This is a genomic window from Novosphingobium sp. Fuku2-ISO-50 (assembly GCF_001519055.1).
Classification (GTDB): domain Bacteria; phylum Pseudomonadota; class Alphaproteobacteria; order Sphingomonadales; family Sphingomonadaceae; genus Novosphingobium.
This window is the reverse complement of the sequence record NZ_KQ954285.1, coordinates 373110-395820: the sequence shown is the minus strand read 5'-3', so window position 1 is coordinate 395820 and position 22711 is coordinate 373110. Positions and strand designations below refer to the sequence as shown.

At 66.1% G+C, this 22711-nt stretch carries 16 protein-coding genes and 1 tRNA gene; 11 read left to right on the top strand and 6 right to left on the bottom strand.

Going from position 1 to position 22711, the window contains the following annotated elements; genetic code table 11:
* Positions 1 to 20: 20 nt before the first annotated feature.
* Together AQZ50_RS01810 and AQZ50_RS01805 are read left to right on the top strand one after the other, a co-directional pair.
* On the top strand, positions 21 to 995 hold the full coding sequence (locus AQZ50_RS01810; RefSeq protein ID WP_067741723.1) for a LysR substrate-binding domain-containing protein: 975 nt from the start codon (positions 21 to 23) through the stop codon (positions 993 to 995).
* Between the two features lie 232 nt (positions 996 to 1227).
* A complete protein-coding gene (locus AQZ50_RS01805; RefSeq protein WP_067741720.1) occupies positions 1228 to 2256 on the top strand; it encodes an aspartate-semialdehyde dehydrogenase in 1029 nt (342 codons plus the stop codon).
* A gap of 42 nt (positions 2257 to 2298) precedes the next feature.
* Here the strand turns inward: AQZ50_RS01805 and AQZ50_RS01800 are convergent, their stop codons facing one another.
* The 3 genes from AQZ50_RS01800 to AQZ50_RS01790 form a co-directional block, all read right to left on the bottom strand.
* Positions 2299 to 3810, bottom strand: a complete 1512-nt coding sequence (locus AQZ50_RS01800; RefSeq protein ID WP_067741717.1) for a CoA-acylating methylmalonate-semialdehyde dehydrogenase — start codon at positions 3808 to 3810, stop codon at positions 2299 to 2301.
* A 28-nt stretch (positions 3811 to 3838) separates the two neighbouring features.
* Entirely contained in the window at positions 3839 to 5200 is a 1362-nt protein-coding gene (locus tag AQZ50_RS01795) for an omega-aminotransferase AptA (RefSeq protein ID WP_067741714.1), read from the bottom strand.
* Between the two features lie 117 nt (positions 5201 to 5317).
* Entirely contained in the window at positions 5318 to 6280 is a 963-nt protein-coding gene (locus AQZ50_RS01790) for a LysR substrate-binding domain-containing protein (protein ID WP_067741711.1), read from the bottom strand.
* A 121-nt stretch (positions 6281 to 6401) separates the two neighbouring features.
* Here AQZ50_RS01790 and gabT point away from each other — a divergent pair, with 121 nt between their 5' ends.
* The gene (gabT, locus tag AQZ50_RS01785) at positions 6402 to 7688 is read left to right on the top strand and encodes a 4-aminobutyrate--2-oxoglutarate transaminase (RefSeq protein WP_067741708.1); all 1287 of its coding nucleotides are present in this window, start codon (positions 6402 to 6404) and stop codon (positions 7686 to 7688) included.
* Complete coding sequence (locus tag AQZ50_RS01780; protein ID WP_067741705.1) at positions 7685 to 9163, top strand: NAD-dependent succinate-semialdehyde dehydrogenase; 1479 nt, start codon at positions 7685 to 7687, stop codon at positions 9161 to 9163. The genes gabT and AQZ50_RS01780 overlap by 4 nt, the downstream gene beginning before the upstream one ends.
* Before the next feature lie 61 nt (positions 9164 to 9224).
* On the opposite strand, the gene AQZ50_RS01775 is transcribed toward AQZ50_RS01780, so the two are convergent.
* Positions 9225 to 9566: a hypothetical protein gene (locus tag AQZ50_RS01775; protein WP_067741703.1), complete on the bottom strand. Its 342-nt coding sequence runs from the start codon at positions 9564 to 9566 to the stop codon at positions 9225 to 9227.
* A 570-nt stretch (positions 9567 to 10136) separates the two neighbouring features.
* Here AQZ50_RS01775 and AQZ50_RS21215 point away from each other — a divergent pair.
* Entirely contained in the window at positions 10137 to 10286 is a 150-nt protein-coding gene (locus AQZ50_RS21215; protein ID WP_082703346.1) for an agmatine deiminase family protein, read from the top strand.
* A gap of 112 nt (positions 10287 to 10398) precedes the next feature.
* On the opposite strand, the gene AQZ50_RS01770 is transcribed toward AQZ50_RS21215, so the two are convergent.
* On the bottom strand, positions 10399 to 12444 hold the full coding sequence (locus AQZ50_RS01770) for an NAD(P)-binding protein (protein WP_067742372.1): 2046 nt from the start codon (positions 12442 to 12444) through the stop codon (positions 10399 to 10401).
* A gap of 176 nt (positions 12445 to 12620) precedes the next feature.
* Between AQZ50_RS01770 and AQZ50_RS01765 the strand changes: the two genes are divergently transcribed.
* The 6 genes from AQZ50_RS01765 to AQZ50_RS01740 all read left to right on the top strand — a co-directional run bounded on the left by AQZ50_RS01765 (position 12621) and on the right by AQZ50_RS01740 (position 22342).
* On the top strand, positions 12621 to 14612 hold the full coding sequence (locus AQZ50_RS01765; protein ID WP_082703370.1) for an NAD(P)-binding protein: 1992 nt from the start codon (positions 12621 to 12623) through the stop codon (positions 14610 to 14612).
* Between the two features lie 187 nt (positions 14613 to 14799).
* Entirely contained in the window at positions 14800 to 17289 is a 2490-nt protein-coding gene (locus AQZ50_RS01760; protein ID WP_067741700.1) for a DegT/DnrJ/EryC1/StrS family aminotransferase, read from the top strand.
* A complete protein-coding gene (locus AQZ50_RS01755; RefSeq protein WP_082703345.1) occupies positions 17286 to 18359 on the top strand; it encodes a glycosyltransferase family 2 protein in 1074 nt (357 codons plus the stop codon). Before AQZ50_RS01760 ends, AQZ50_RS01755 begins: the two co-directional genes overlap by 4 nt.
* A gap of 11 nt (positions 18360 to 18370) precedes the next feature.
* Entirely contained in the window at positions 18371 to 19945 is a 1575-nt protein-coding gene (locus AQZ50_RS01750) for an oligosaccharide flippase family protein (protein ID WP_231730060.1), read from the top strand.
* 32 nt (positions 19946 to 19977) lie between these two features.
* Entirely contained in the window at positions 19978 to 20532 is a 555-nt protein-coding gene (locus tag AQZ50_RS01745) for a peroxiredoxin (RefSeq protein WP_067741694.1), read from the top strand.
* Between the two features lie 115 nt (positions 20533 to 20647).
* Positions 20648 to 22342, top strand: coding sequence for an amidohydrolase (locus AQZ50_RS01740; protein WP_067741691.1), 1695 nt, complete (start codon positions 20648 to 20650; stop codon positions 22340 to 22342).
* A gap of 198 nt (positions 22343 to 22540) precedes the next feature.
* On the opposite strand, the gene AQZ50_RS01735 is transcribed toward AQZ50_RS01740, so the two are convergent.
* Positions 22541 to 22617, bottom strand: a tRNA-Pro gene (locus AQZ50_RS01735).
* Positions 22618 to 22711 lie beyond the last annotated feature (94 nt).

The window sequence follows — 22711 nt, the reverse complement described above, 5'->3', positions numbered from 1 at the left end:
TCATCTGACGGGGCCGGGCAGTGACAAAGCTGAGCGAACCGGCTCCGATCAGGCAAGACAATGACGGGCGCGCGCTGCCGCCCTTTGCGGCGCTGCGCGCGTTCGAAGTCCTGGGGCGGGTCGGCGGCATTCGCCGCACCGCCTTGGCACTGGGCATCGATCATACCGTGGTCAGCAGGCACTTGCGCGCGCTGGAGGATTGGCTCGGCGTGCCGCTGGTCGATCGTGCCGGTGGGCGGCTGATGCTGACCGAGGCCGGCCGCGCCTATCATGTGCGGGTTTCGGCGGCGGTGCATGACCTTCTCTCCGCGACGCGCGACGCCATGGCTGCAGGGGCCAGCGAAGGGGTGCGGCTATGGGCGGTGCCCGGCTTTGCCACGCAATGGCTGTCCGACCAACTGGCCGATTTCGAACGCAGCGATCCCGGCTTTGCCGTCGAATTGCGCCCGACCGATGCTTGCGCAAACCTTGCCCAATTCGAAGCCGATGCCGACATCCGTTTTTACGGCGATGACTGGCCGCCGCGACCGGGCGGGCCGGGGCTGCAGGCGCTCGAACTGGCGCGCCCGCCGTTGATGATCGTTGCCAGCCCGGCGCTCGCCGCAACGCTTCGTCTGGATGGGCCCGATGACTTGTTGTCCGCGCCCTTGCTGCACGAGGAACACCATGAACAATGGCGCGCCTGGCTCACGCATAACGGCGTGGCGCCGGAACGGACGCTGACGGGGCCATTGCTGTGGCACGCGCATCTTGCCATTGCCGCCGCGCGGCAGGGGCGGGGACTGGCGCTGGCCAACCGCTATCTCGTCGGGCGCGATCTTGCCGCCGGTGCGCTGGTCGAACTGACCGTGCCGGGAACCAGCCCGGTCACGATCGGCAGTTATTGGTTCGTCGCGCGCGCCGACCGCTGGAGCAGCCCGGCGATTTCCCGCCTGCGCACGTTTCTGCGCCAAAAGGCCCGCGATCAGGGCGCTGTGTTGCCGCTTGCGGTATGACGGCATTGCGGGAATTGCATTGCGCGAAAATTCGGTCTAGGGGCGCGGCCATGTTCGCAAAGCCGATCATTACCATTACCCCGAAACCGGCGCGCGGTGCGTGGTCGGTGTCGGGGGCGTGCACGATCTGACGGCACCCCACCCGGACATCGACCCCGCACACGGACAGGCGGGGTTCTTCTGAAACGAAACGAACCTCGCGCTGCTCCTCACCAGGACAGGAGATAGACGCATGGTTCAAAAGTTTGCCCCCGGACAGCAGCTCAATGTCGGCATCGTCGGCGCGACCGGCCTTGTCGGCACGATGATTCGCGAAATTCTGGCGGAGCGCAAATTTCCGATCGCCACTTTGCGTTTGTTTGCCTCGGCGCGTTCGGCGGGTCGCGTGCTTGACGGCGTGGTGGTCGAAGATGCGGCAACCGCCGATTTTGCCGGGCTCGATGTCGTGCTGTTTTCTGCCGGCGGATCAACCTCGCGCGAGCTTGCGCCCAAGGCGGCGGCGGCGGGCGCGATTGTCATCGACAACAGTTCGGCCTGGCGCTCCGACGACCGCGTGCCGCTGGTCGTGGCCGAAGTGAACCCGCACGCGCTTGCCGATCTGCCGCTCGGGATCGTGGCCAATCCCAATTGCACGACGATGGCGGCCATGCCGGTGCTGCGCCCGCTGCACGATGAAGCCGGGCTCAAGCGGCTGGTGGTTTCGACCTATCAGGCGGTGTCGGGCGGCGGCATTGCCGGGATCGACGTTTTGGCGCGTCAGCTTGCCCATGTCGGCGACAAGGCGCGCGAATTGGCTACCGGCGGGCACGAAGACTTGCTGCCGCAGGCGGAAAAGTGGGCGGTGCCGATGGCGCACAATGTCGTGCCGCTGAACTACGTCCTGGCCGAAGACGGCTATACCGAGGAAGAAATCAAGCTGCGCGATGAAAGCCGCAAGATCCTCGAAATCCCCGAACTGCCCGTTTCGGGGACGTGCGTGCGCGTGCCGGTGTTCACCGGGCATTCGCTGTCGATCAATGCCGAATTCGACCGCCCGATCAGCCCTGAACGCGCGCTCGAACTGCTTGCCGCAGCGCCCGGCGTGGTGATCAGCGAAGTGCCCAACCCGCTCGAAGCCACCGGGCAGGATCCGGTTTTCGTCGGACGCGTGCGCGCCGATCCGACGGTGGCGCATGGGCTGGCGCTGTTTGTCGTCGGTGACAATTTGCGCAAGGGCGCCGCGCTCAACGCGGTGCAGATCGCCGAAGTGCTGCTCGGCTGAAACGAACAGGCGCCGCTCTCGTTCGAGAGCGGCGCCTTGGTATTATCCCATCGTCGGGATGATGAACGCATTGCCCGCAGCGACGGGGCCGCCGTCATCGGGCCAGCGCTGCGTGACGACTTTGGTCTTGGTGAAAAAGCGGATGCTGTCGGTGCCGTACTGGTTGTGATCGCCAAACGCACTGCGCTTCCACCCGCCAAAGCTGTGATAGCTGACGGGAACGGGGATCGGCACATTGATCCCGACCATGCCGACTTCGACCGTTTCGACAAAGCGCCGGGCCGCGCCGCCGTTGCGCGTGAACAGCGCGACGCCGTTGCCGTATTGGTGCTGCGTGGCCAGCGCGATCGCTTCGTCGAGCGCGGCGGCGCGCACGATCTGCAGCACCGGGCCAAAGATTTCGTCCTGATAGGAGCGCATCTTGGGCGTTACGCGGTCAAACAGCGTCGGCCCGACGAAAAAGCCGTTTTCATGCCCCTGCAGCGTGAAACCGCGCCCATCGACGACCAGTTCGGCGCCTTCTTCGACGCCTGCATCGATGTACGACAGGATCTTGGCCTTGTGCTGCGCGGTGATCACCGGGCCGAAATCGGCGTCGCGATCACTCGACACGCCGACGCGCAATCTGGCGATGCCGTCGATCAGCCGGCGACGCAGTTCTTCGGCGGTGTCTTCGCCCACCGGCACGACCACCGGCAGCGCCATGCAGCGTTCGCCCGCCGAGCCAAAGGCCGCGCCGAGGATGTCATTGACTGCGGAATCGAAATCGGCGTCGGGCAGCACGATGCCGTGGTTCTTGGCCCCGCCCATCGCCTGGACCCGCTTGCCGTTTGCCGTTCCGCGCGCATAGACCGCCTGGGCAATGTCGGATGATCCGACAAAGCTGATCGCCTTGACATCGGGATGGTCGAGCAGCGCGTCGACCGAGACCTTGTCGCCATGGACGACTTGCAGCACGCCGTCGGGGAGCCCGGCTTCGGCAAGAAGCTCGGCCAGCCGCACCGGCACGCTCGGCGCGCGTTCGGATGGCTTGAGGATAAAGGCATTGCCCGTCGCCAGCGCGGGGGCCAGCATCCACAGCGGGATCATCGCCGGAAAATTGAACGGGGTGATTCCCGCGACGACGCCCAGCGGGCTGCGCAGCGAATAGACGTCGATGCCGGGCCCGGCGCCATGGGTATAGTCGCCCTTTTGCAGATGCGGCACGCCGCAGCAGAATTCGACGACGTCGAGCCCGCGCTGGATGTCGCCTTTGGCATCGGGGACAGTCTTGCCGTGCTCGCTCGACAAGAGCTCGGCCAGGCTTTCCATGTTCTGTTCGATCAGATCCTTGAAGCGGAACAGCACGCGCGCGCGGCGCTGCGGGTTCATCGCGGCCCAGCCGACTTGTGCCTCCTTGGCGGCGGCGACGGCGGCGGCGATGTCGCTCGTGGCGGCCAGACGCACATGGCGCGCCACTTCGCCGGTCGAGGGATTGTAGACCGGGGCGAGGCGGTCGCCTTGCGGCGCGTGGCTGCGCGCGGCGCCGGCAAAGACGTGTTCGACGATGGTCATGGGATGTCCTTCGGGAGGGAAGCGGAGGTCAGGCCGTCTGGCGCAAAACGGTTGCGAGCTTGTCGAAAATCTCGTGGATCTGCGCTTCGGAGACGATCAGCGGGGGCGACAGCGCGATGATGTCGCCGGTCACGCGGATCAGCAGGCCGGCGTCGAAGGCGCGGTGAAACGCTTCCATCGCGCGCGCGCCGGGCGCGCCTTCGCGCGGGGCCAGCTCGATCCCGGCAACGAGGCCGAGATTGCGGATGTCGATGACCGTGGGAATGTCGCGCAAGGCATGGGCGGCGTCTTCCCACGCTTTGGCAAGGCTTGCCGTGTGGGCAAATGTGCCTTCGTCTTCATAGAGCTTGAGCGTGGCGATCGCCGCCGCCGCCGCCAGCGGATGGCCCGAATAGGTATAGCCGTGCAGGAACTCGATACCGGCGGGCGACTTGTCGATGATCGTGTCGTGGACGTCCCGGCTGGCCGCGACCGCGCCCATCGGCACCGCGCCGTTGGTCAGCCCTTTGGCCATTGTCAGGATGTCGGGCGTCACGCCGAAGTATTCCGCCGCCGTCGCCGTGCCGAGCCGGCCAAACCCGGTGATCACTTCGTCAAAGATCAACAGGATGCCGTATTTGCGCGTGATGTCGCGCAGCCGTTGCAGATAGCCCTGCGGCGGCACGAGCACGCCGGTCGACCCGGCCACCGGCTCGACGATGACCGCCGCGATGGTTTCGGGGCCATGAAGCTGGACCAGTTCTTCGAGCTCGTCGGCCAGATTGCCGTTCGACGGCTGCTGCCCGCGCTGAAAGCGGACGGCATCGGCATGGGTATGGGCGAGGTGATCGGCGCCCCAGACCTGGCTGACAAAGCGACGGCGGTTGCCGCCGATGCCGCCGACCGACATGCCGCCGAAATTGGTGCCGTGATAGCCGCGCTGGCGCCCGATCAGGCGGAAACGCGTGCCTTCGCCGCGCGCGTGGTGATAGGCGAGCGCGATCTTGAGCGCGGTGTCGGCGCTTTCCGAGCCCGAATTGGTAAAGAACACCCGGTCGAGGCCCTGGGGCATGATTTTGGCAACCGCGCTCGCCGCCTGAAACGCCAGCGGATGGGCGAGCTGAAACGTCGGCGCGAAATCGAGCGTCTGCGCGGCTTCGGCAATCGCCGCCGCGATCGGGGCGCGGCCATGCCCGGCATTGACGCACCACAGGCCCGCTGTGCCGTCGAGAATCTGCAACCCGTCGGTCGTGGTGTAATGCATGTCGCGCGCCGAGGCGAACAGGCGCGGATTGGCCTTGAAAAAGCGGTTGTTGGTAAACGGCATCCAGAAATGCGTCATGTCGATGTCGCCCGCTGCGGCGGTCAGCTCTTCGGCGCTGCGGATGTCGAGTTTGGCAATCGTGGCCATGCGGGCTCTCCGGCTTGGGCGCGCAGGATCGCCTGCGCGACAGACACCGCCAGATGCGGCGAAAGTCCCCGATTCAAAAGGCGCAATGGACGCCCGGGTGGTGCTTGAAATGCACCGTTACAGCGGCGGCGCCTGCCAATCCGCGGGCGCCTGGTCGACCATCTGTGTCAGCCAGGCGGAAAACTGGCGCAAGGGGCGAATATCGCCGCTGTCGCGATGCGTGGTCAGATAATAGGCGCCCAGCGAAACCGCGCGAAACGCGGGGTTGCCTGCGCCCAGTTCGATCACGCGCCCGGCGGCAAGGTCTTCGCCCGCCAGAAAGGCATTGGTCAAGGCCACGCCCTGACCGTCGCGCGCGGCGGCCAATGTCATGTGGGCCTGCCACAGCCGCGCGACCGGCGGCGGCAGCGCGGCCCCCGGCCCATGCTCGGAAAACAGCCCGTGCGCGGCAAACCAGATCTGCCATTCGACATCGTCGTCTTCATACGTCAGCGGCAGAGCCAAAAGGTCTGCGGGTTTGTCCACCGTGCGCCCCTTGAGCCAGGGCGCATCGGGGCGCGCCACCGGAAAGACGCGCGGACGAATCACCGGCACGCGCACGATCGCCGGATGTTCGCCGCCGGCAAGATCGCTGTCGCGCCACCAGCGCAGATCGGCATGGGCTTCGTGGCGATTGAGATCGGGCGCGGCGTCCGAGGGGCGTAACGTGACGGCAAGGCCCGGATGGCGCCGACCGAAATCGGGCAGGCGACTGGTCAGCCAGTGATAGGCCAGGCCCGGCATCGACCACACCTGAAGCTGCGCGCCCGAATCGCCGCGCATGCGCTCGGTCGCGCTGCACAATTGATCGAACGCGGGGCCGATCAGGGCGTGGTAATCGGCGCCCGCCGGGGTCAGTCCGCCATGGACCCGGTCGATCAGCGTGGTGCCCAGCCAATCCTCCAGCGCCGCCAGATGGCGGCTGATGATCGCATGGCTGACGCCGAGCGCGGCGGCGGTGCGGCGCACTTTGCCATGGCGGCCAAACGCCTCGAACGCGCGCAAGGCGGAAAAGGGGGGCAAGTGGGGGCGGTCGGTCATGATAAATGGTAACCCTGAATCACCACCTAGCTACCATTTGTCGGCTTAACGACGCAAGCGAGTGGTGCCATAATGTCGCCAGTTTCGGATTCACCCGGTTTCACTTCGTAAAGGCTCTGCCATGACCGACAATGCATCGCTTGCCGCCCGCCGCGACCGCGCCGTTCCGCGCGGCATTGCCTCGTCCACCGCGATCTATGCCGACCGCGCCGAAAATGCCGAGTTGTGGGATGTCGAAGGCCGCCGCTATGTCGATTTTGCCGGCGGTATCGCCGTGCTCAACACCGGCCACCGTCACCCCAAGGTCATGGCCGCTGTCGAAGCGCAGCTGGGCCGGTTTTCGCATACCGCGTTTCAGGTCAGCCCGTATGAAAGCTATATCGAACTGGCCGAGCGGCTGAACGCGCGCGCGCCGTTTTCGGGCGATGCCAAGACGATCTTTTTCACCACCGGCGGTGAAGCCACCGAAAACGCGATCAAGGTCGCGCGCGCGTCAACCGGTCGGTCGGCGGTGATCGCCTTTACCGGCGCATTCCATGGCCGCACGCTGCTCGCTTCGGCGATGACCGGCAAAGTCACGCCCTACAAGCGCAAGATCGGCCCGATGCCGCCCGAAGTGTTCCATGCGCCGTTCCCCACCGGGATCGACGGCAACACTGTCGAACGCAGCCTGACCGCGCTGGCCTATCTGTTTGCCGCCGATGTCGATCCCGAACGCGTCGCGGCAGTGATCGTCGAGCCGGTGCAGGGCGAAGGCGGGTTCCACGTCGCGCCGACCGAATTCCTCGAAGCGCTGCGCGCGCTGGCCGACCAGCATGGCTTCCTGCTGATCGCCGACGAAGTCCAGGCCGGTTTTGGCCGCACCGGCAAGCTGTTCGGCATCGAACACAGCGGTGTCGAGCCCGATCTGGTGTGCATTGCCAAGTCGCTGGCGGGCGGGTTTCCGCTGTCGGGTCTGATCGGCCGCGCGCCGCTGATGGATGCGCTCGATCCGGGCGGTCTGGGCGGCACCTATGGCGGCTCGCCGCTCGGCACTGTCGCCGCGCTTGCCGTGCTCGATGTGATCGACGAGGAAAAGCTGCTCGACCGGTCGACCGCGATCGGCGAACGGATCGGCGCGCGGGTCAAGGCCTTTGCCGCTGCCGGGCTGCCGGTGGCCAATCTGCGCGGGCTTGGCGCGATGGTCGGCTTTGACGTGACCAATGCGGCGGGCGAAACCGACGGCGCCATGGCCAAGGCCGTGACGGTCGCGGCGCTCGAAGCGGGGCTTATCCTGCTGTCGTGCGGCACCAAGGGCGAAACCATCCGCATCCTCGTGCCGCTGACCGCGTCGGATGCGATCATCGACGAAGGGCTCGACATCATCGAAGCCTCGCTCGCCAAAGTCGCCGGAAAGGTCACGGCGTGAACGCGCCGGCCACTCTCGCGGTAAAGTCGCGGCCCGATCTTGCGCGGCCCGACTTGTGGCGCGAGGCGGCGTTCGTCGCAGGCGCGTGGCGCACGTCGGATCGCACGATCGCGGTCGATAATCCCGCGACCGGAGAGGTGATCGGGCATGTCCCCGATTTCGGTGCGGCCGAGGCCGATGAAGCGGTGACCGCCGCCCATGCCGCGTTTGCCGGCTGGCGTGCCAAGACCGGCAAGGAACGCGGCGCCGTGCTGCGGCGCTGGGCCGAACTGATGATGGCCCATGCCGACGATCTGGCGCTGATCATGACGGCCGAACAGGGCAAGCCGCTGGCCGAAGCGCGGGGCGAAGTGGTTTATGCCGCCGCGTTCCTCGAATGGTTTGCCGAAGAGGCGCGCCGGGTGCGCGGCGAAGTGCTGACGCCGCACATGGCCGATCGTCGCCTCGTCGTCACGCGTCAGCCGGTCGGCGTGGTCGGCGCGATCACCCCGTGGAACTTTCCGCTGGCGATGATCACGCGCAAGGCGGGGCCGGCGCTGGCCGTGGGCTGCACGTTCGTGGTCAAGCCGTCCGAGCTGACGCCGTATTCGGCGCTGGCGCTGGCGGTCCTGGCCGAAGAAGCGGGCGTTCCGGCGGGCGTGCTGAGCGTGGTGACGGGCGAAGCCAAAGCCATCGGCGGCGTGCTGACCGGCGATCCGCGCGTGGCGAAATTCACGTTCACCGGATCGACTCCGGTGGGCAAGCTGCTCGCTGCGCAGTGTGCTTCGACGGTCAAGCGGGTCAGTCTCGAACTCGGCGGCAATGCGCCGTTCATCGTGTTCGAGGATGCCGATCTCGATGCGGCGGTCGAAGGCGCGCTGGCGTCGAAATTCCGCAACACCGGCCAGACGTGCGTCTGCGCCAATCGGCTCTACGTCCATGACGCGGTCTATGACGCATTTGCCGAAAAACTGGCGGCGCGGGTTGCGACTTATCGCGTCGGTCATGGTCTTGCCGGTCCGACCGAGCAGGGTCCGCTGATCGACGGGCGGGCCGTTGCCAAAGTCGCGGCGCATGTCGCCGATGCCCTGGCCCATGGTGCGCGCGTGTTGACCGGGGGCGAGCCGCATGCGGCGGGCGACCGCTTCTATCACCCCACGGTGCTGGTCAATGTGGCGCCCGACGCCTTGTTGGTGCGCGAGGAAACTTTCGGTCCGCTCGCCGGGCTGATCCGGTTCAGCGACGAAGCGCAAGCGGTGCATTATGCCAATGACACGCGCGCGGGCCTTGCCGCCTATGTCTACACCGCCAGCGCGCCGCGTCAGTGGCGCCTGATGGAATCGCTCGAATACGGCATGGTCGGGTTCAACACCGGGATCATCTCGACCGAAGTCGCCCCGTTTGGCGGCGTCAAGGAATCCGGGCTGGGCCGCGAAGGTTCGCACCTTGGCCTCGACGACTATCTGGAAATCAAGCTGGCCTGTTTGGCGATTTAACCCGCCGACACCAGGCCTGATCCCGCCCCGGGGCCGCCAGTCGGTCCCGGGGTTTTCCTTTTCAGGCTGGCGCGGTCAGTCGCGCCAGCCAGGCCTGTGCCTGTTTGGGTTCGCCCACGGCTTGCGGGCTGACCGGGCCGCGTGCGGCGAGAAATTCGTGATGAAGCGCGAAAGGTTCCATGTCGAGCTGGTCGCGCGCTGCATCGATGGCTTCGCCAAGCTCGGAGAGATGCTCGATGACCGGCGCTGTTGCTGCGCGCGCGACGCGATCGGCCTTGTGGTCGAACAGGCCCCATTTGCCTGCAGCGGTGACTTTCAGCGCCTCGATCAACGCGGCGGTGTAATCCGCCTCGAGGTCGATGCGGCGGGTATCAAGGCGTTCGAGACGATCAGCTTTGGCCATGGTGTCCGCGCTATACCTCCGGCCGGTCGGCGGCAAGTTCCCGTGTCATACCAAGGTGCGGTGATCCTGACCCATGAGGACGGCTTCTGGCGGTTCACAGCGAGAAGTGGGCGAAGGGGCGATGTGGTTCATCGTTCCGAGCCCACGACGCTGCTGTGGGCCGCCAGAAGCCGCCCGCAGGGCTTCCATTCCCGTCCGCTGGACTTCGGCGGAACGGCTCGACGATGAACCACATCGCCTTCGCCGCTCCTTCTCGCCAGCGAACGGGAATGGAAATCCTCATGGGTCAGGATCAACGCACCTTGGTATCAGGCCCAGGCCCGGTTCCACCCCGGCGATGACCATGCCGCGCGCAATCGCGTGGCGGTCGGGTTCGATCAGCGCGTCGGTCATCGGGTTTCAGGCGCTTGCGAGGGGGCGCGGACATCGTTGCTCGATGCCGGGATACGCGTCCCAACGAAGCAATTGATCGACCGGCCAATACTGTGTAGCGAACCTTATTGCTCGCTTGTCCAACAGTGCAATGCAAGGCTGAATCCCTCAGTGTCGAACCCGTCGCCCGCTTTGGCCATGTCGACCGATGCTGCGGTCAAAGCGATCCTCGATCGAATCTTTTCCACGCGTGAGAGTGTCATGCTGCCATCCCGCGAAATTCTGCTGGGCGGCGGCAACATCCATTGCGTGACTCAACAGCAGCCGGCGTCGCGCGGGGCTGCATAGCCAATGGGGTGCGCGATGCCCTGATGTTGAGGATCGCGGCGTCGATACCCGGGGGGGTGTCGGCGCCGCGATCGAACCATTTTTATCCGATGCGGCTTTATCCGATGCGGCTTTATCCGATGCGACGGGGCGTGAAGGGGTAGGTCTTGCGTTCGATCACTTCCTGCACTGCGCGATGGGCTTCGAGCATGGCGGCGTCGGTGTGCGGGCTGGCGGCGGCGTCACTGTTGGCGATCGAGACGAGGCCAAAGGGTTGGCGCCCGACGACGCAAGGGCGCGTCGGCGTTTCGCTATAGACCCATTCGACCGGGTCATAGAGGCTGTTGTAGGTATAGGCATAGCCGTGCGGCCAGCGGTTGACCGTGATCGCGGCGATGTCGCGCCGCGCGTCGAAGCCGCCGGGGCCGAGCAGCCGCTGCAATTGCGCGCGGGTTTCGCGCTCGAAGGTTTCAAAACTGGTGGCAAGCAGGTCGGCGCGCGCGGCACGGTGCTGATCGCGGCGCGGCAGGCCGGGTTTGGTGCAATATTTGACAAGATGCGCGACGACCGGCTCGTCGGGAGACGAGGCATGAGTCAGCCCACCCAGCGTCGCCGCTTCGGTCAGCCCGACTTCATTGTGAAACATCGTCGGGCAATCGAACCGCGCGACGCCAAGGCTTTTGAACGCGCGCCAGTTGGTCAGCGCGACGCTGGTATAGACGAGCGGGCCTTTGACTCCGTAAGCGAGGGCATCCTTCTGCGCCTGCGGCAATTCGGGCATGATATAGGGGATCATCATGTTCCAGCTGGCGAGGATCACCGCTTTGGCGCGCACTTGCTTCAACGCGCCGCCGTTGATGTAGCGCACGGCGACTTCGTCGGCCTTGGCCGGATCGCCCAGATGTTCGACATGGACGACAATGCTCGACAGGCGGATGCGGGTCGGGCTTTCCGGGCGGTCGAGCGCGTCATAGGCGATGTGCGCCATCCCGAAATCCTCCATCGACCGCGCCCCGGTCGCCGCCGGGATCAGCTTTGCGACGAGCGCGCGGGCGACGGTCGCATTGCCGTCGGGGAAATGGACCGCATCGGGGCCCTCTTTCTGTCGTCCGTGCTGTCCGCCGGGCAAGTCGGCAAACAGCCCTTCGGGCACATCGCCAAGCCCCATGCCGGAAAAGCCGGGATAGCCCTGGACCCAGCCGAACAGCGCGGGCGTGGCATCGCCGCCGACGCAAAACGTGCCGCAGCCCATGTCCTGAAAGAACCAATAGGCCTCTTCGTCGAGCCCCGCCTTGTCGATCAGGAATTCGCGGAACGAATGCCGGGCCAGCCAGTCCTTTTTGGCGGCCACCGACAGGCCGGGCAGGTAATCGGGCTGATCCTTTGCGGTCAGGCGGTGCAGCGCTGCCCTGGCCTTGTCACCGATCGGCGCGGCATCGATCACTTCGGCATTGAAGCCGTAGAAATGCCCCTTGGGCAGGCGCACGACGCTGTCCTTGCCGTGGGTCGCCTTGCCAAATGTCTCGCGGTCAAAGGCAAAGGCGGCGGACAGGCCGAGATCGGCATAGAGATGGCGGTTGGCGGTGTTGGCCGTGCGATAGCGGTCAAGATCGAGGCCAATGTCGTCGAGCACGCTTTTTGCCCAGGGATTATAGCGTTCGGGGCTTTCGATATTGAGCGTGCCGCCGTTGCAGACGATCGTCTTGCCATTGACGACGAATTCGTTGCGCTTGGCATGGCCGCCGAAATCGTCGTGGTTGTCGAGCACGAGCACTTTTTGGCCCGTCCCCATTGCCTTGTGGCCCATCGCCTTGTGGTAAAAATGCGCCGCGCTCAGCCCCGACAGGCCGCCGCCGACGATCACCAGATCATAGACTTCGCCCTGATCCACAGCGCCCGCCAGCGGCAGGGTGCCGTCGCGCAAGGCGTGGGCATTTTCAAACGCGCCGGGGTGTGCGCCGCGCATGCCGGTCCGCGCCGGAGGATAGGGATCGAGGCCCGCCTTTACCGGGCCGACGCCGGTCCCGGTCCCGGTCAGCGCCGCCGCATGCGCAGACAGCCCTCCGGCAAGGCCCGCTGCCACAGCGCCGGTGCCGACGAGCACGCCATTGAGGAAATCGCGTCGCTGGATCGGGGCGGCCATACCCAGCCTGCGGTCTTCGGCGCTATGGTCGGTCATGGTCATGTCCTTGTCGCGGTCGCCGCTCCCTGTTCTGAAAAAGGATGGGTCGCCGTCGTTGTGCGGGATGGGCAAGGTCTCGGTGGTGAGGCATGTTGCGCCGCAAATGCCCCAATACTGTCTGCGAGGGGGGCATACCCTGTCAACGCCACCCGGCACCCTTTTCAGGATCGATGATGACCAAGGACAGCAAATCCGCCAACTTTTTCGGCACCACCGGTGATGCTGCGACACCGCCTCTGCCGCGTATCGACCGCCGCGACTTTCTCGGCGGAGTCAGCGCGGGGACAATCCTGGGGCTGATCGGTGCAGAGCCCGCACAGGCGGCAGGCGCGGCGCCGGTCGCCGCCAGCGCGGCTGGTGGCGGAGCATCTGGTGGCGGAGCATCTGGTGGCGGGGCGGCTGGCCCGGCGGTCTATCCCCCGCTGCGCACGGGTTTGCGCGGGCAGTATCCCGGCAGTTTCGAAGTCGCGCACGATGTTCGCGACGGTGGCTTTTCCGGCCCGGTCAGCGCGGCCGATACCGGCGAACACTATGACCTTGTCGTTGTCGGCGGGGGCATTTCCGGGCTGTCGGCGGCGCATTTCTGGCGCCGTGCGCTGGGTGCCGGGCAGAAAATCCTGATCCTCGACAACCACGACGATTTCGGCGGCCATGCCAAGCGCAACGAATTCCGCGTCGATGGCCGCACGGTGGTTTCCTACGGCGGCACGATGAGCATCGAATCGCCGTTTCCCTATAGCTATACGGCCAAGGGGCTGCTCGCCGAGTTGGGCATCGATCCGACCACGCAGGCCCGCTATGACCGGTCGAACACGGTGTTTGCCGGGATGGGCCGGGGCGTATTCTTCGACAAGGCGCATTTCGGTGCCGACCGACTGGTCGCGGGGCTTGGCAAGCGGCCGTGGGAAGCTGTCTTTGCCGAAGCGCCGCTGTCGCCGACTGCGCGTGCGCAACTGATCCGGCTCCATGTCGAAAAGCGCGACTGGCTGCCCGGCCTCACGCCCGAGGCCCGCGCGCAGGCGCTCAAAAAGATCAGCTACAAGGATTTCCTTGTCCGTCATGTCGGCCTTGGCGAAGAGGCGCTGCGCTATTTCGCGGGGCAGGGCTATCGCAACAACATGCGCGTCGACACCGTTCCGGCGTGGGTCGCGATGCGCAACCATGCGCCGGGTTTCGCCGGCATGGACATCGCCGAGGCGATCGAGGCGGAAAGCGACAATTTCCATTTTCCCGACGGCAATGCCTCGATCGCGCGGTTGCTGGTCAATCGGCTGGTGCCCGATGCCATCCCCGATGCGCGCGACATGGACAGCGTGGTCGCCGCGCGGGCCGACTATGCCCGGCTTGATGTGCCGACCAATCCGGTGCGCATCCGTCTGTCGAGCATAGTCGTGCGAGTCGAGCATTGCGAAGGAGGAGAGACGGGCGTCGTGCCGACGACCGTCGAAAAGGCGGTGCGCGTGGTCTATGCCCGCCCCGACGGCAGCCGGGCCAGCGTCACGGCGGCGGGTGTGGTGCTCGCCTGTTTCAACAATATCATTCCGTTCATGGTGCCCGAATTGCCCGCGCTCCAGCGCGAGGCGCTGCGTTATGCCAGCAAAGTGCCGATGCAGTATACCAGCGTCCTGTTGCGCAATACGCGCGCGCTGCATACGCTGGGCGTGCGCACGATCGAGGCGCCGTTCGGCTATCACAGCGTGCTCTATTGCGATCAGGCGATCACGATCGGCGGCTATGCCGGGCCGGGCAGCATCGATGACCCGGCAGTGGTCAAGCTGATCCGCAATCCCAATGCCCCCGGCCTGCCGCGCCGCGATCAGAACCGCGCCGGGCGCGCCGACATGCTGGCGACGCCGTTTGCGGTCAGCGAGCGCGAAGTGCGCGCACAATTGCAGGCGATGCTGGGCCCGGCGGGCTTTGATCATCATCGCGACATTCTGGCGATCACGGTCAACCGCTGGCCGCACGGCTATGCCTATACGTATGACACGCTGGGCGATCCCGATCTGCCCGAACGCGACCGGCCCCATGTCATCGGTCGCCAGCCGTGGGGGCGGATTGCCATCGCCAATGCAGATTCGGCGGCGCAGGCCTTTACCAATGCCGCGATCGACATGGCGCACCGCGCAGTCGGCGAATTGCTGATCGCGCGCGGCCTGACGTGATGGGCGCGATGCGTGTGCCATGAAGCGGTGCAGAGTCTGTACCAGAATCGGACATTGGCCGGGAAAGGCCTTAAAATCACTGAAAATTAGTATGTTCGGTGTTCAAAGGGGGCAATTGGATGCCGATTCCCGGTGTCCGGCATGTTAACTTAACAATGCCGTAATCATTCGGACAGGTGCCCGGCCCATGACCCGTTTTCCCCTGATCCAGCCGCAGCCGCCCCGTCTCAGCATGCTGGGCGATGGTCTGCGCGCGATCGAGGATCGGCAGATCTACAGCAACGGGGGCCCTGCGGTTCGCGCTTTCGAAGGCGATGTGACCGATCGGCTGTTCGGCGGGCGCGGCGCCTCGCTTGCGGTGTCGAGCGCGACCTCGGGGCTGATGCTGGCGCTGCGTCATGGCGCAGGGGCGCGGGCCAATCGGGGCTGTTTCGCGCTGGTCCCCGCGCTGACTTTTGCGGCGACCGCGCAAGCGGCTGTCTGGGCCGGTCTCGTCCCGCTGATTCACGACATCGATCCCGAAACCTGGGGGTCGGACCCGTCGATCGAAGAGGCGCTGTTGCGGCGTCATGCCGGGCGCGTGGCCGCGATCGTGCCTTATGCGACGTTTGGCCGCACGCTCGATCTCGATCGCTATGCCTGGCTGTCGCGGCGCCACGACGTGGCGGTCGTGATCGATGCCGCCGCCTCGCTTGGCACGCTGGCGGCGGACGGCGATAATTTCGGCGCCGGGGCTGCGATGGCGGTGGTCTATTCGATGCATGCGACCAAGACTTTCGCGACGACCGAAGGCGGCCTCGTCCACAGCGGCGATGGCGCGCTGATCGCGGCGCTGCGACGGATGGCCAATTTCGGCTTTGGCGCGATGCGCAGCGCCGAAATGCCGGGGATGAATGCGAAACTGTCGGAAGTGGGCGGGCTGATGGCTTCGGCCAAGCTGCTGGAAATCGACGGGATCGCCGCCCATCGCGCCGCGCTCGGTGCCTGTTATCGCGCCGAGCTGGCCGAATTCGGGGCCCAGGCCCCTGATGCGGGGCGGCAATGCTTTCAGTTCTGGTCGCTGCTGCTGCCCGAGCGGCTGGCCGACTCGCGCGGCGCGATCATCGCCGGGCTGGCCGCGGCGGGGATCGGCGCGGGGCATTATTTCAGCCCGCACCTGGGGCAGCAGCCTTATTTTCGCAAGGAAGCGCTGATCGAGCCGACGCCCGTCGCCGACGATGTCGCGCGCCGGATCGTGTCGCTGCCGATTACCGACGCGATGACCGAACACGATGTCCGCCTGATCGCCACGCATCTGCGCGCGGTGATCGAAACGCTGTCCATCCATCCGGGAAGCCATGCCATGCCGTCCTCGCATCGCGCCGTTCATGCCACGCTTGTCATCGGAGGGGGCCCGGCGGGCACCGCGCTGCTGACGGCGGCATCGAAGCAAGACCGGCTGCGCGAACTCGCGGCATCGGGGCTGGCGATTGTCGAACGCGCGGCGACGCTGGGCGGGGGCGATCTTGGCAAATATGCGATCCGTTCCGACACGACTGCCGAAACCTTTCTCAGTGCGATCAAGGACAATCCCGAACCCGCGCTGGCCGAGCTGGTCGATCATCCTGCCGGGGTGGGCATGGCGCGCCATGTCGGTGCGCTGGGCGCGCCGCTGACCGAGGCGGGCGACTTGCTCGCGGTGACCGGCGAACGGCTGGCCGAAATCGTCAGTGCCGAAGGCGCGACTCTGCTGACGCGGCACGATGCGGTTTCGGCGCGGCGTACGCCCGCCGGGCTCTGGTCGACGACGGTCCGTCCGCACGGGGGGGCGCCGCGTGAAGTGCTGTCGCGCCATATCGTGCTTGCCACCGGCGGCTATATGGACCTCGATGCGGCACGCGGCGCACCGATCGCGGGGACGACTCTGGGCGATCTGGCGGGCGGGCGGCTGGTTCTTGCCGATGATGTCATGCGCGTCGGCGGGCTGGAGGCGGTTGCCGAGCGGCTGGCCGACGTGCGCGCGCCGCGCATTGCGATCATTGGCGGATCGACCAGCGCGATGGCGACGGCGGTGCGTCTGCTCAAGGGTTCGCTGCCGCTCGGTGCCGAGGCGATCACGGTGCTGCATCGCCGCCCGCTGCATCCGTTCTATCCCTCGCGCGAGGCGGCGCTGGAGGATGGCTTTACCGATTTTACCGAGGCCGACATCTGCCCGGTCAGCGGGTTTGTCTATCGGCTTGGCGGGTTTCGCCTCGAATCGCGCGAGATGGTGTTGCGCGCGCTGGCGATCGGCGGGCGCGTCCCCGATCCGCGCCTCGCGCTGTTTCGCATCGATCGGCATGATGCGGCCGAAACGCGCGCGGTGATCGAGGCGGCCGACCTCGTCATCGCGGCGACTGGCTATCGCCCGCATGCCATGCCGCTGTTCGATGCGGCGGGCGCGCCGATCGCGCTGGCTTGCGATGCCGATGTGCCCGGCCCGCTGGTCGATCGCCATTGCCGCGTGCTTGCCGCCGACGGGTCGGTGGTCGAGGGCGCCTTTGCCATCGGGCTTGCCGCCGGGTTTGTGCCGTGGGGCGCGCTGGGCGGCGAATCCAGTTTTCGCGGCAATGCCAACGGGCTGTGGCTGTGGCAGAACGATGTCGGCCAGATGATTGTCGAACAAGTGCTCGACCGGTCGCGCCAGGCGGCTGCATGACCGCTAGCGGTGCCCCTGCGATCAGCGTGGTCATGGCGGCCTATAACGGCGCCGGGCTGATCGAGGATACCATCGCCAGCGTGCTGGTGCAGGGGTTTGCCGATTTCGAACTGATCGTCGTCGATGACGCATCGACCGATGGCACGCTCGCACGATTGCGTGCGATCGATGATCCGCGTCTTGTCGTGATTGCGGCAGAGACCAACGGCGGGCCGGTCGTTGCGCGCAACCGGGCCTTTGCCGCTGCGCGCGGGGGCTACATCGTCGGGCTCGATCAGGATGACTTGTGCCATCCCGACCGCTTTGCCACGCAGATCGCCCATCTTGAAAACCATCCCGACACGGTGCTGGTGGCGAGCGCGGTCGACTTGCTGGAAAACGGCGCGATCCGACCGCCGCGCGCGCCCTTGCGCACATCGCCCGCGCTGATCGACTGGCGCCTGCAATTCGGCAATCCGCTGGTCTGGTCGTCGGTCATGTTTCGCGCCGATGCCGCGCGTCGGCTCGATGTGTTCGAGCGGGTTGACCGGCGCTATGCCGAGGATTTCGATCTCTATCATCGTCTGGCCGCGCTCGGCAGGCTGGCGCGGATCGACCGGCCGCTGGTCACTTATCGCATGCATCCCGGCGGCGCGTCGCAACGATACCGGCAGGCGATGGACGCCAGCGCTGCGGCGGTTCTGGCCGAGCCCTATGCCGCGCTGTTCGGCGATGAGGCGGACGATGCGGCGCGGCTGGTGCTGACTCATTTCGCCGGAGCCTTGCCTGTTCCCGATCGGGCCACGCTGGCGCGGCTCGATACGATGCTGGGCGCGGTCCATGATCGGTTTTGCGTCGCGCGGAACCTTTCGGCGGCGGACCGGACGCTGATCATGGACGAATATGCCCGGCTGTGGTGGCGGATGGCCGATGCCAGCGTGCGCTCGGGCGCCTTGTCGCTCGATACGGTTACGGCGGCCTGTCCCCAGGGCTTGCGTCCGCGTCATCCATCGTCTCGGCGTGCGATGAGTTCGGCCGTGGTCGGGGGCGTGCGGTCGCTGTTTTCGCGCTGGAAAGCATTCGCGCTGTAAGCGGGATGGTGATGACCGCTCCCGCCCAGCCCGATCCTGCCGATCTGCCCGTGATGCCTGCTGATCTGCCTGCGATGCCTGCCGATCTGCCCGTGATGGACGTGCGCGGTGCGGCGGCATGGGCGATGGCGGGGCAATATCTTGGCTTTGCGGTCCAATTCGCCAGCTCGGTGGTGATTTCGCGCTGGTTTTTGAGCCCTGCGGATCTCGGGCTGTTTTCGATCGCGATGGCGCTCGCGCTGGTAATTGCGGTGATCCAGGATTTCGGCATGGCGCGGCATATCGCGGCCTTGCCCCGGCTCCTGCCCGAAGATCTGGCGCGCTGCGCCTCGGTGTCGCTGCTGTTTGCCACGGCGCTGGCGGGACTGATCGCGGCTTCGGCATTCCCGGCGGCGCGGTTCTATCATTTGCCGGGGCTTGCGCCGATCCTGCTGATCATCGCGGGCAGTTATCTGTTTTCGCCGCTGGCGGTGATGCCTTTGGCGGTGATGAGCCGGACGATGGGATTCCATGGCCATTTCATGGTCAATCTTGGCGGCGCAGTGGTGCAGGGCGCGGTGGCGGTGGGGCTGGCGGCGATGGGCTGGGGCGGGTTGTCGCTCGCCTGGGCGACGCTGGCCGCCGCCGTGGCGCGCGGGGTCATCGCGCAAATGCTGCGCCCGACGCTGCCCTGGCCGTTGCGCTTTGACGGGCTCGCACCGATCCTCGGGTCGGGCTCGCGGCTCAGCCTGATCACGGTGGTCGGCGCGCTGGGCAGCCGCATGCCGGACATGGTCGTCGGGCGGTTTCTGCCCTTGCGCGCGGTCGGTCTGTTCAGCCGCGGGGTCGGGCTGTCGGATCAGTTCCGCATGTTGATCGCAGGCGCGATCGGGCAAGTGTTCTTTCCGGCCTTTGCCCGCATTCGCGATCGCGGCGAACCGCTGGGGCCTGCCTATCTGCGCGTCGTGGCGGGCTATACCGCCGTGCTCTGGCCGGGGATGGCGGGGCTGGCGCTGGCGGCGCGACCGATCGTGCGATTGCTCTATGGCCCGGCCTGGGCGGGGGCGGCGCCGGTGCTGGGCATGGTCGCGCTGCTCGAAGTGGTGCTCTGCGCCTTGCCGCTTCATTGCGATCTGCCGGTGCTGACGGGGCGCGCCGGGCGGCTGGTGGTGCGCAATGTCATCGACACGTTCGCTTCGGTCACGCTGCTGGCGGCGGGCTGTCGCTGGGGGCTGACCGGGGCGGCGGCCTCGCGGCTGGTCTATGCGCTGGTCTGGGTGCTGCTCTATGCCCGGCTGATGGACGAAGTCGTGCGGTTCGATCGCCGCGCGCTGTTTGCGATCTATGCAAAAAGCGCCGGCGCGACGCTTGCGGCGCTGTTGCCGCTGGCGCTGGTCTATGGCCTGTGGGCCTCGCCCGACGCGCTCGGCGCGCCGATGCTGGCGGCGGCGACGGGGCTGGGCGGCATATTGTGGCTGATCGCGCTGCGCATGACGCGTCACCCTGCCTTTGCCGACATTCTGGGCCTCGCGCAGAACGTGATCGCGCTGCCGCGAAGCCGCGCGTCCAAAGCCCTTGCGGACAGCTTGCATCGCCACGGGCGATAGTATGGTATCTCCCTCGAACGAGGAGATGTCCGATGCCGCTCACATTCCGCCATGTTGCGCTTCTTGCCGTGGTGGCCGCGCTTGGCCTTGCCACGACTCAGGTCTATGCCGCCCTGCCTGTCGGGGCGAGCGCGCCGCCGGTGACGACGCAGGCGGTGATCGCGGGCAAACCGTTTGAATTCCGCCTGTCGGAAGCGCTGAAAAAAGGGCCGGTGGTGCTCTATTTCTTCCCGGCGGCATTCACCAGCGGCTGTACGATCGAGGCCCACGACTTTTCCGATGCAACCGCGCAATTTGCCGCCGAAGGCGCGACGGTGATCGGGCTGGCGCATGATCCGATTGAAAAACTGAGCCGCTTTTCGGTAACCGAATGCCGCAACCGCTTTGCCGTCGGCGTCGCGAGCAGCGCGATCATTTCCGCCTACAAAGTCAGGATGCCGGTGCTGTCGATGTCGGATCGCACCAGCTATGTCATTGCGCCCGATGGCAAGATTATCCTGGCCTACAGCGCGCTGAGCCCGGGCGGTCATGTTTCCAGGACTCTGGCCGCGGTAAAAGCCTGGCGCGCGGCGCATCCTTTGCGGTAATCCGGCGTCTTGTCATCGCTGTGATCTCTTCACGAATGACACCGAGGTGATATGTCCGACCCGAAGCCCTGCCTGTGCCATATCGGTCAGGCGGCTGGCCAAGGGGAATGGGACTATGGTTCGCAAATCGAAGGCGGATTACCGGAAAAAACCGGCGCTCATGGCGCTGGCGTTGGGCATGGTTGCCGGGGCGACAACGGCCCATGCGAGCGATCTCGTGCTGACCAATGGCAGGATCTATACGGCGGCGGGCGGCCAATGGGCTCAGGCCATCGCCATTACCGGCGGCACGATTGAAAAAGTCGGCTCCAATGTCGAAGTGCTGAAGACGAAGACGGCCGCGACCCGGGTGGTCGATCTCAAGGGCAAGATGGTCGTTCCGGGATTCACCGACGATCATACCCATATCTGGTTCGGCTCGCTGGCGCTCGACGGTTTCAATTTTTCGACCGAGAACGAAGAGATCACACCCGAGAAGAACCGCGCCGTGTTCATCGCCCGGATCAAGGCCTATGCCAAGGCTCATCCGGCCTATGCGGTCTTGATCGGGCGTGCCGATTTCGGGCGCGGAACCGGTGCGAAATGGGATTTGCCCGCCGCCGACAAGGCCATTCTCGACGAGGCGTCGCCAGACCGGCCTCTGGTCGTTCACAATACCAGCGAACACGCCTTGTGGGTCAATTCGAAGGCGCTGGCGCTGGCCGGGATCGGCGACAAGCCGCTGCCCGACCCGGTGGAGGAGAAATATGTGGTGCGCGATGCCGCCGGGCATCCGACCGGCGTGCTGAACGAGGCTGCGCAGGAAGTGATGGAGCGCGCGCTGCCGCCGATGCCGATCGAGGAAAAGGACCGCATTCTGCGCGTCGGCCTGCATTACATGAACAGTTTCGGCATCACCAGCGCCGCGATCCTGACCGGCGGGCTGGACGATCTCAAGGCGTTCGACGCGCTGCGCAAGCGGGGCGAGCTGACGGTGCGGGTGCGCCAGGGGTTTGCCGCCGTCGCGGTCAATCATCATCTGACGCCCGCGTTCCTCGCCGATCTCGAAACCGCGCGTGCGACGTGGCATGACGACTGGATTTCGGCGAACCTCGTCAAATTCTTCATGGACGGCTATCCGACGGCGCCGCTTTATACGCCGGAGCAATATACCACGATCATTGCCGAACTGGACAAGCGGGGCTTTTCGGTCACGTCGCATGCGCTGACGCCTGCCGGCGCGAAAATGGCGCTCGACGGGTATCAGGCGGTCGAACAGGCCAACGGCCCGCGCGATCGGCGGTTCCGGGTCGAACATGGCGATTCGCTCTATGCGGCGGACCTGCCGCGCTTTGCCAGGCTTGGCGTAGTGGTCAGCTCACAGCCCGCGTTTTGCTGCGGCGGCGCCGATTCCGAGGCGGTCGAAGTGCCCGGCAATCCCTGGAACAGCCTGCTTAAAAGCGGGGCAAAACTGGTGTTCAGCAGCGATTGGCCGTGCTCGTGGCCGCCAAGCCCGCTCGCGGGCATCCAGCAGGCGGTCGAGCGTCGCCAGTACAATATCGATAACGCCAGCGGATCGCGCGACGGACTGCCCAATGACGGCCATCCCGAAGAAGCCGTGACCGCCGAACAGGCGCTGCTCGCCTATACCCGGACTGCGGCCTGGGCGAACGGCACGGAAGGCAAGCTCGGCACGCTGGAGGCGGGCAAGCTCGCCGATCTGGTCGTGCTGTCGCGCGATATTCTGGCGATTCCGGCCGATCAGATCGGCAAGACGAACGTCGAGGCAACCGTGGTCGGCGGACGCGTGGTGTATGGGCAACTGCCCTGAGGCCCTACTCGACAACGATCTGTGTTTTCAGGAGGCGCGCAAGGTCGCGCCTCCGTCAACCTGTCGAAATGGGGATCCCGCGCATGGAAGTGGGCCGCCGCGCTGTGCGCAGCATGCCTCGGCGAAACGCGGGCAGAGGCGCTGATCGCGTGTCGCAGTTCGGTCGATCCGGACAGGGCGTATTTTCATGGGATGAAGTGGTCGGGGAGACAAGATTCGAACTTGCGACCCTCTGGTCCCAAACCAGATGCGCTACCAGGCTGCGCTACTCCCCGACACGAGGCTGCCCTTAGGTTTCCTGCGATTGCGACGCAAGGGAAAAGCGGAAGCCGCCCGCGCCGATGCGCTGACGGCTCCGGTCAGGGTGAA

Bases quoted from the DNA above. Each gene is read 5' to 3' on its own strand.
- AQZ50_RS01805 (WP_067741720.1), top strand. From the start codon at position 1,228: ATGGTTCAAAAGTTTGCCCCCGGACAGCAGCTCAATGTCGGCATCGTC.
- AQZ50_RS01800 (WP_067741717.1), bottom strand. From the start codon at position 3,810: ATGACCATCGTCGAACACGTCTTTGCCGGCGCCGCGCGCAGCCACGCG.
- AQZ50_RS01795 (WP_067741714.1), bottom strand. From the start codon at position 5,200: ATGGCCACGATTGCCAAACTCGACATCCGCAGCGCCGAAGAGCTGACC.
- AQZ50_RS01790 (WP_067741711.1), bottom strand. From the start codon at position 6,280: ATGACCGACCGCCCCCACTTGCCCCCCTTTTCCGCCTTGCGCGCGTTC.
- gabT (WP_067741708.1), top strand. From the start codon at position 6,402: ATGACCGACAATGCATCGCTTGCCGCCCGCCGCGACCGCGCCGTTCCG.
- AQZ50_RS01775 (WP_067741703.1), bottom strand. From the start codon at position 9,566: ATGGCCAAAGCTGATCGTCTCGAACGCCTTGATACCCGCCGCATCGAC.
- AQZ50_RS21215 (WP_082703346.1), top strand. From the start codon at position 10,137: ATGTCGACCGATGCTGCGGTCAAAGCGATCCTCGATCGAATCTTTTCC.
- AQZ50_RS01770 (WP_067742372.1), bottom strand. From the start codon at position 12,444: ATGACCGACCATAGCGCCGAAGACCGCAGGCTGGGTATGGCCGCCCCG.
- AQZ50_RS01765 (WP_082703370.1), top strand. From the start codon at position 12,621: ATGACCAAGGACAGCAAATCCGCCAACTTTTTCGGCACCACCGGTGAT.
- AQZ50_RS01760 (WP_067741700.1), top strand. From the start codon at position 14,800: ATGACCCGTTTTCCCCTGATCCAGCCGCAGCCGCCCCGTCTCAGCATG.
- AQZ50_RS01755 (WP_082703345.1), top strand. From the start codon at position 17,286: ATGACCGCTAGCGGTGCCCCTGCGATCAGCGTGGTCATGGCGGCCTAT.
- AQZ50_RS01750 (WP_231730060.1), top strand. From the start codon at position 18,371: ATGACCGCTCCCGCCCAGCCCGATCCTGCCGATCTGCCCGTGATGCCT.
- AQZ50_RS01745 (WP_067741694.1), top strand. From the start codon at position 19,978: ATGCCGCTCACATTCCGCCATGTTGCGCTTCTTGCCGTGGTGGCCGCG.
- AQZ50_RS01740 (WP_067741691.1), top strand. From the start codon at position 20,648: ATGGTTCGCAAATCGAAGGCGGATTACCGGAAAAAACCGGCGCTCATG.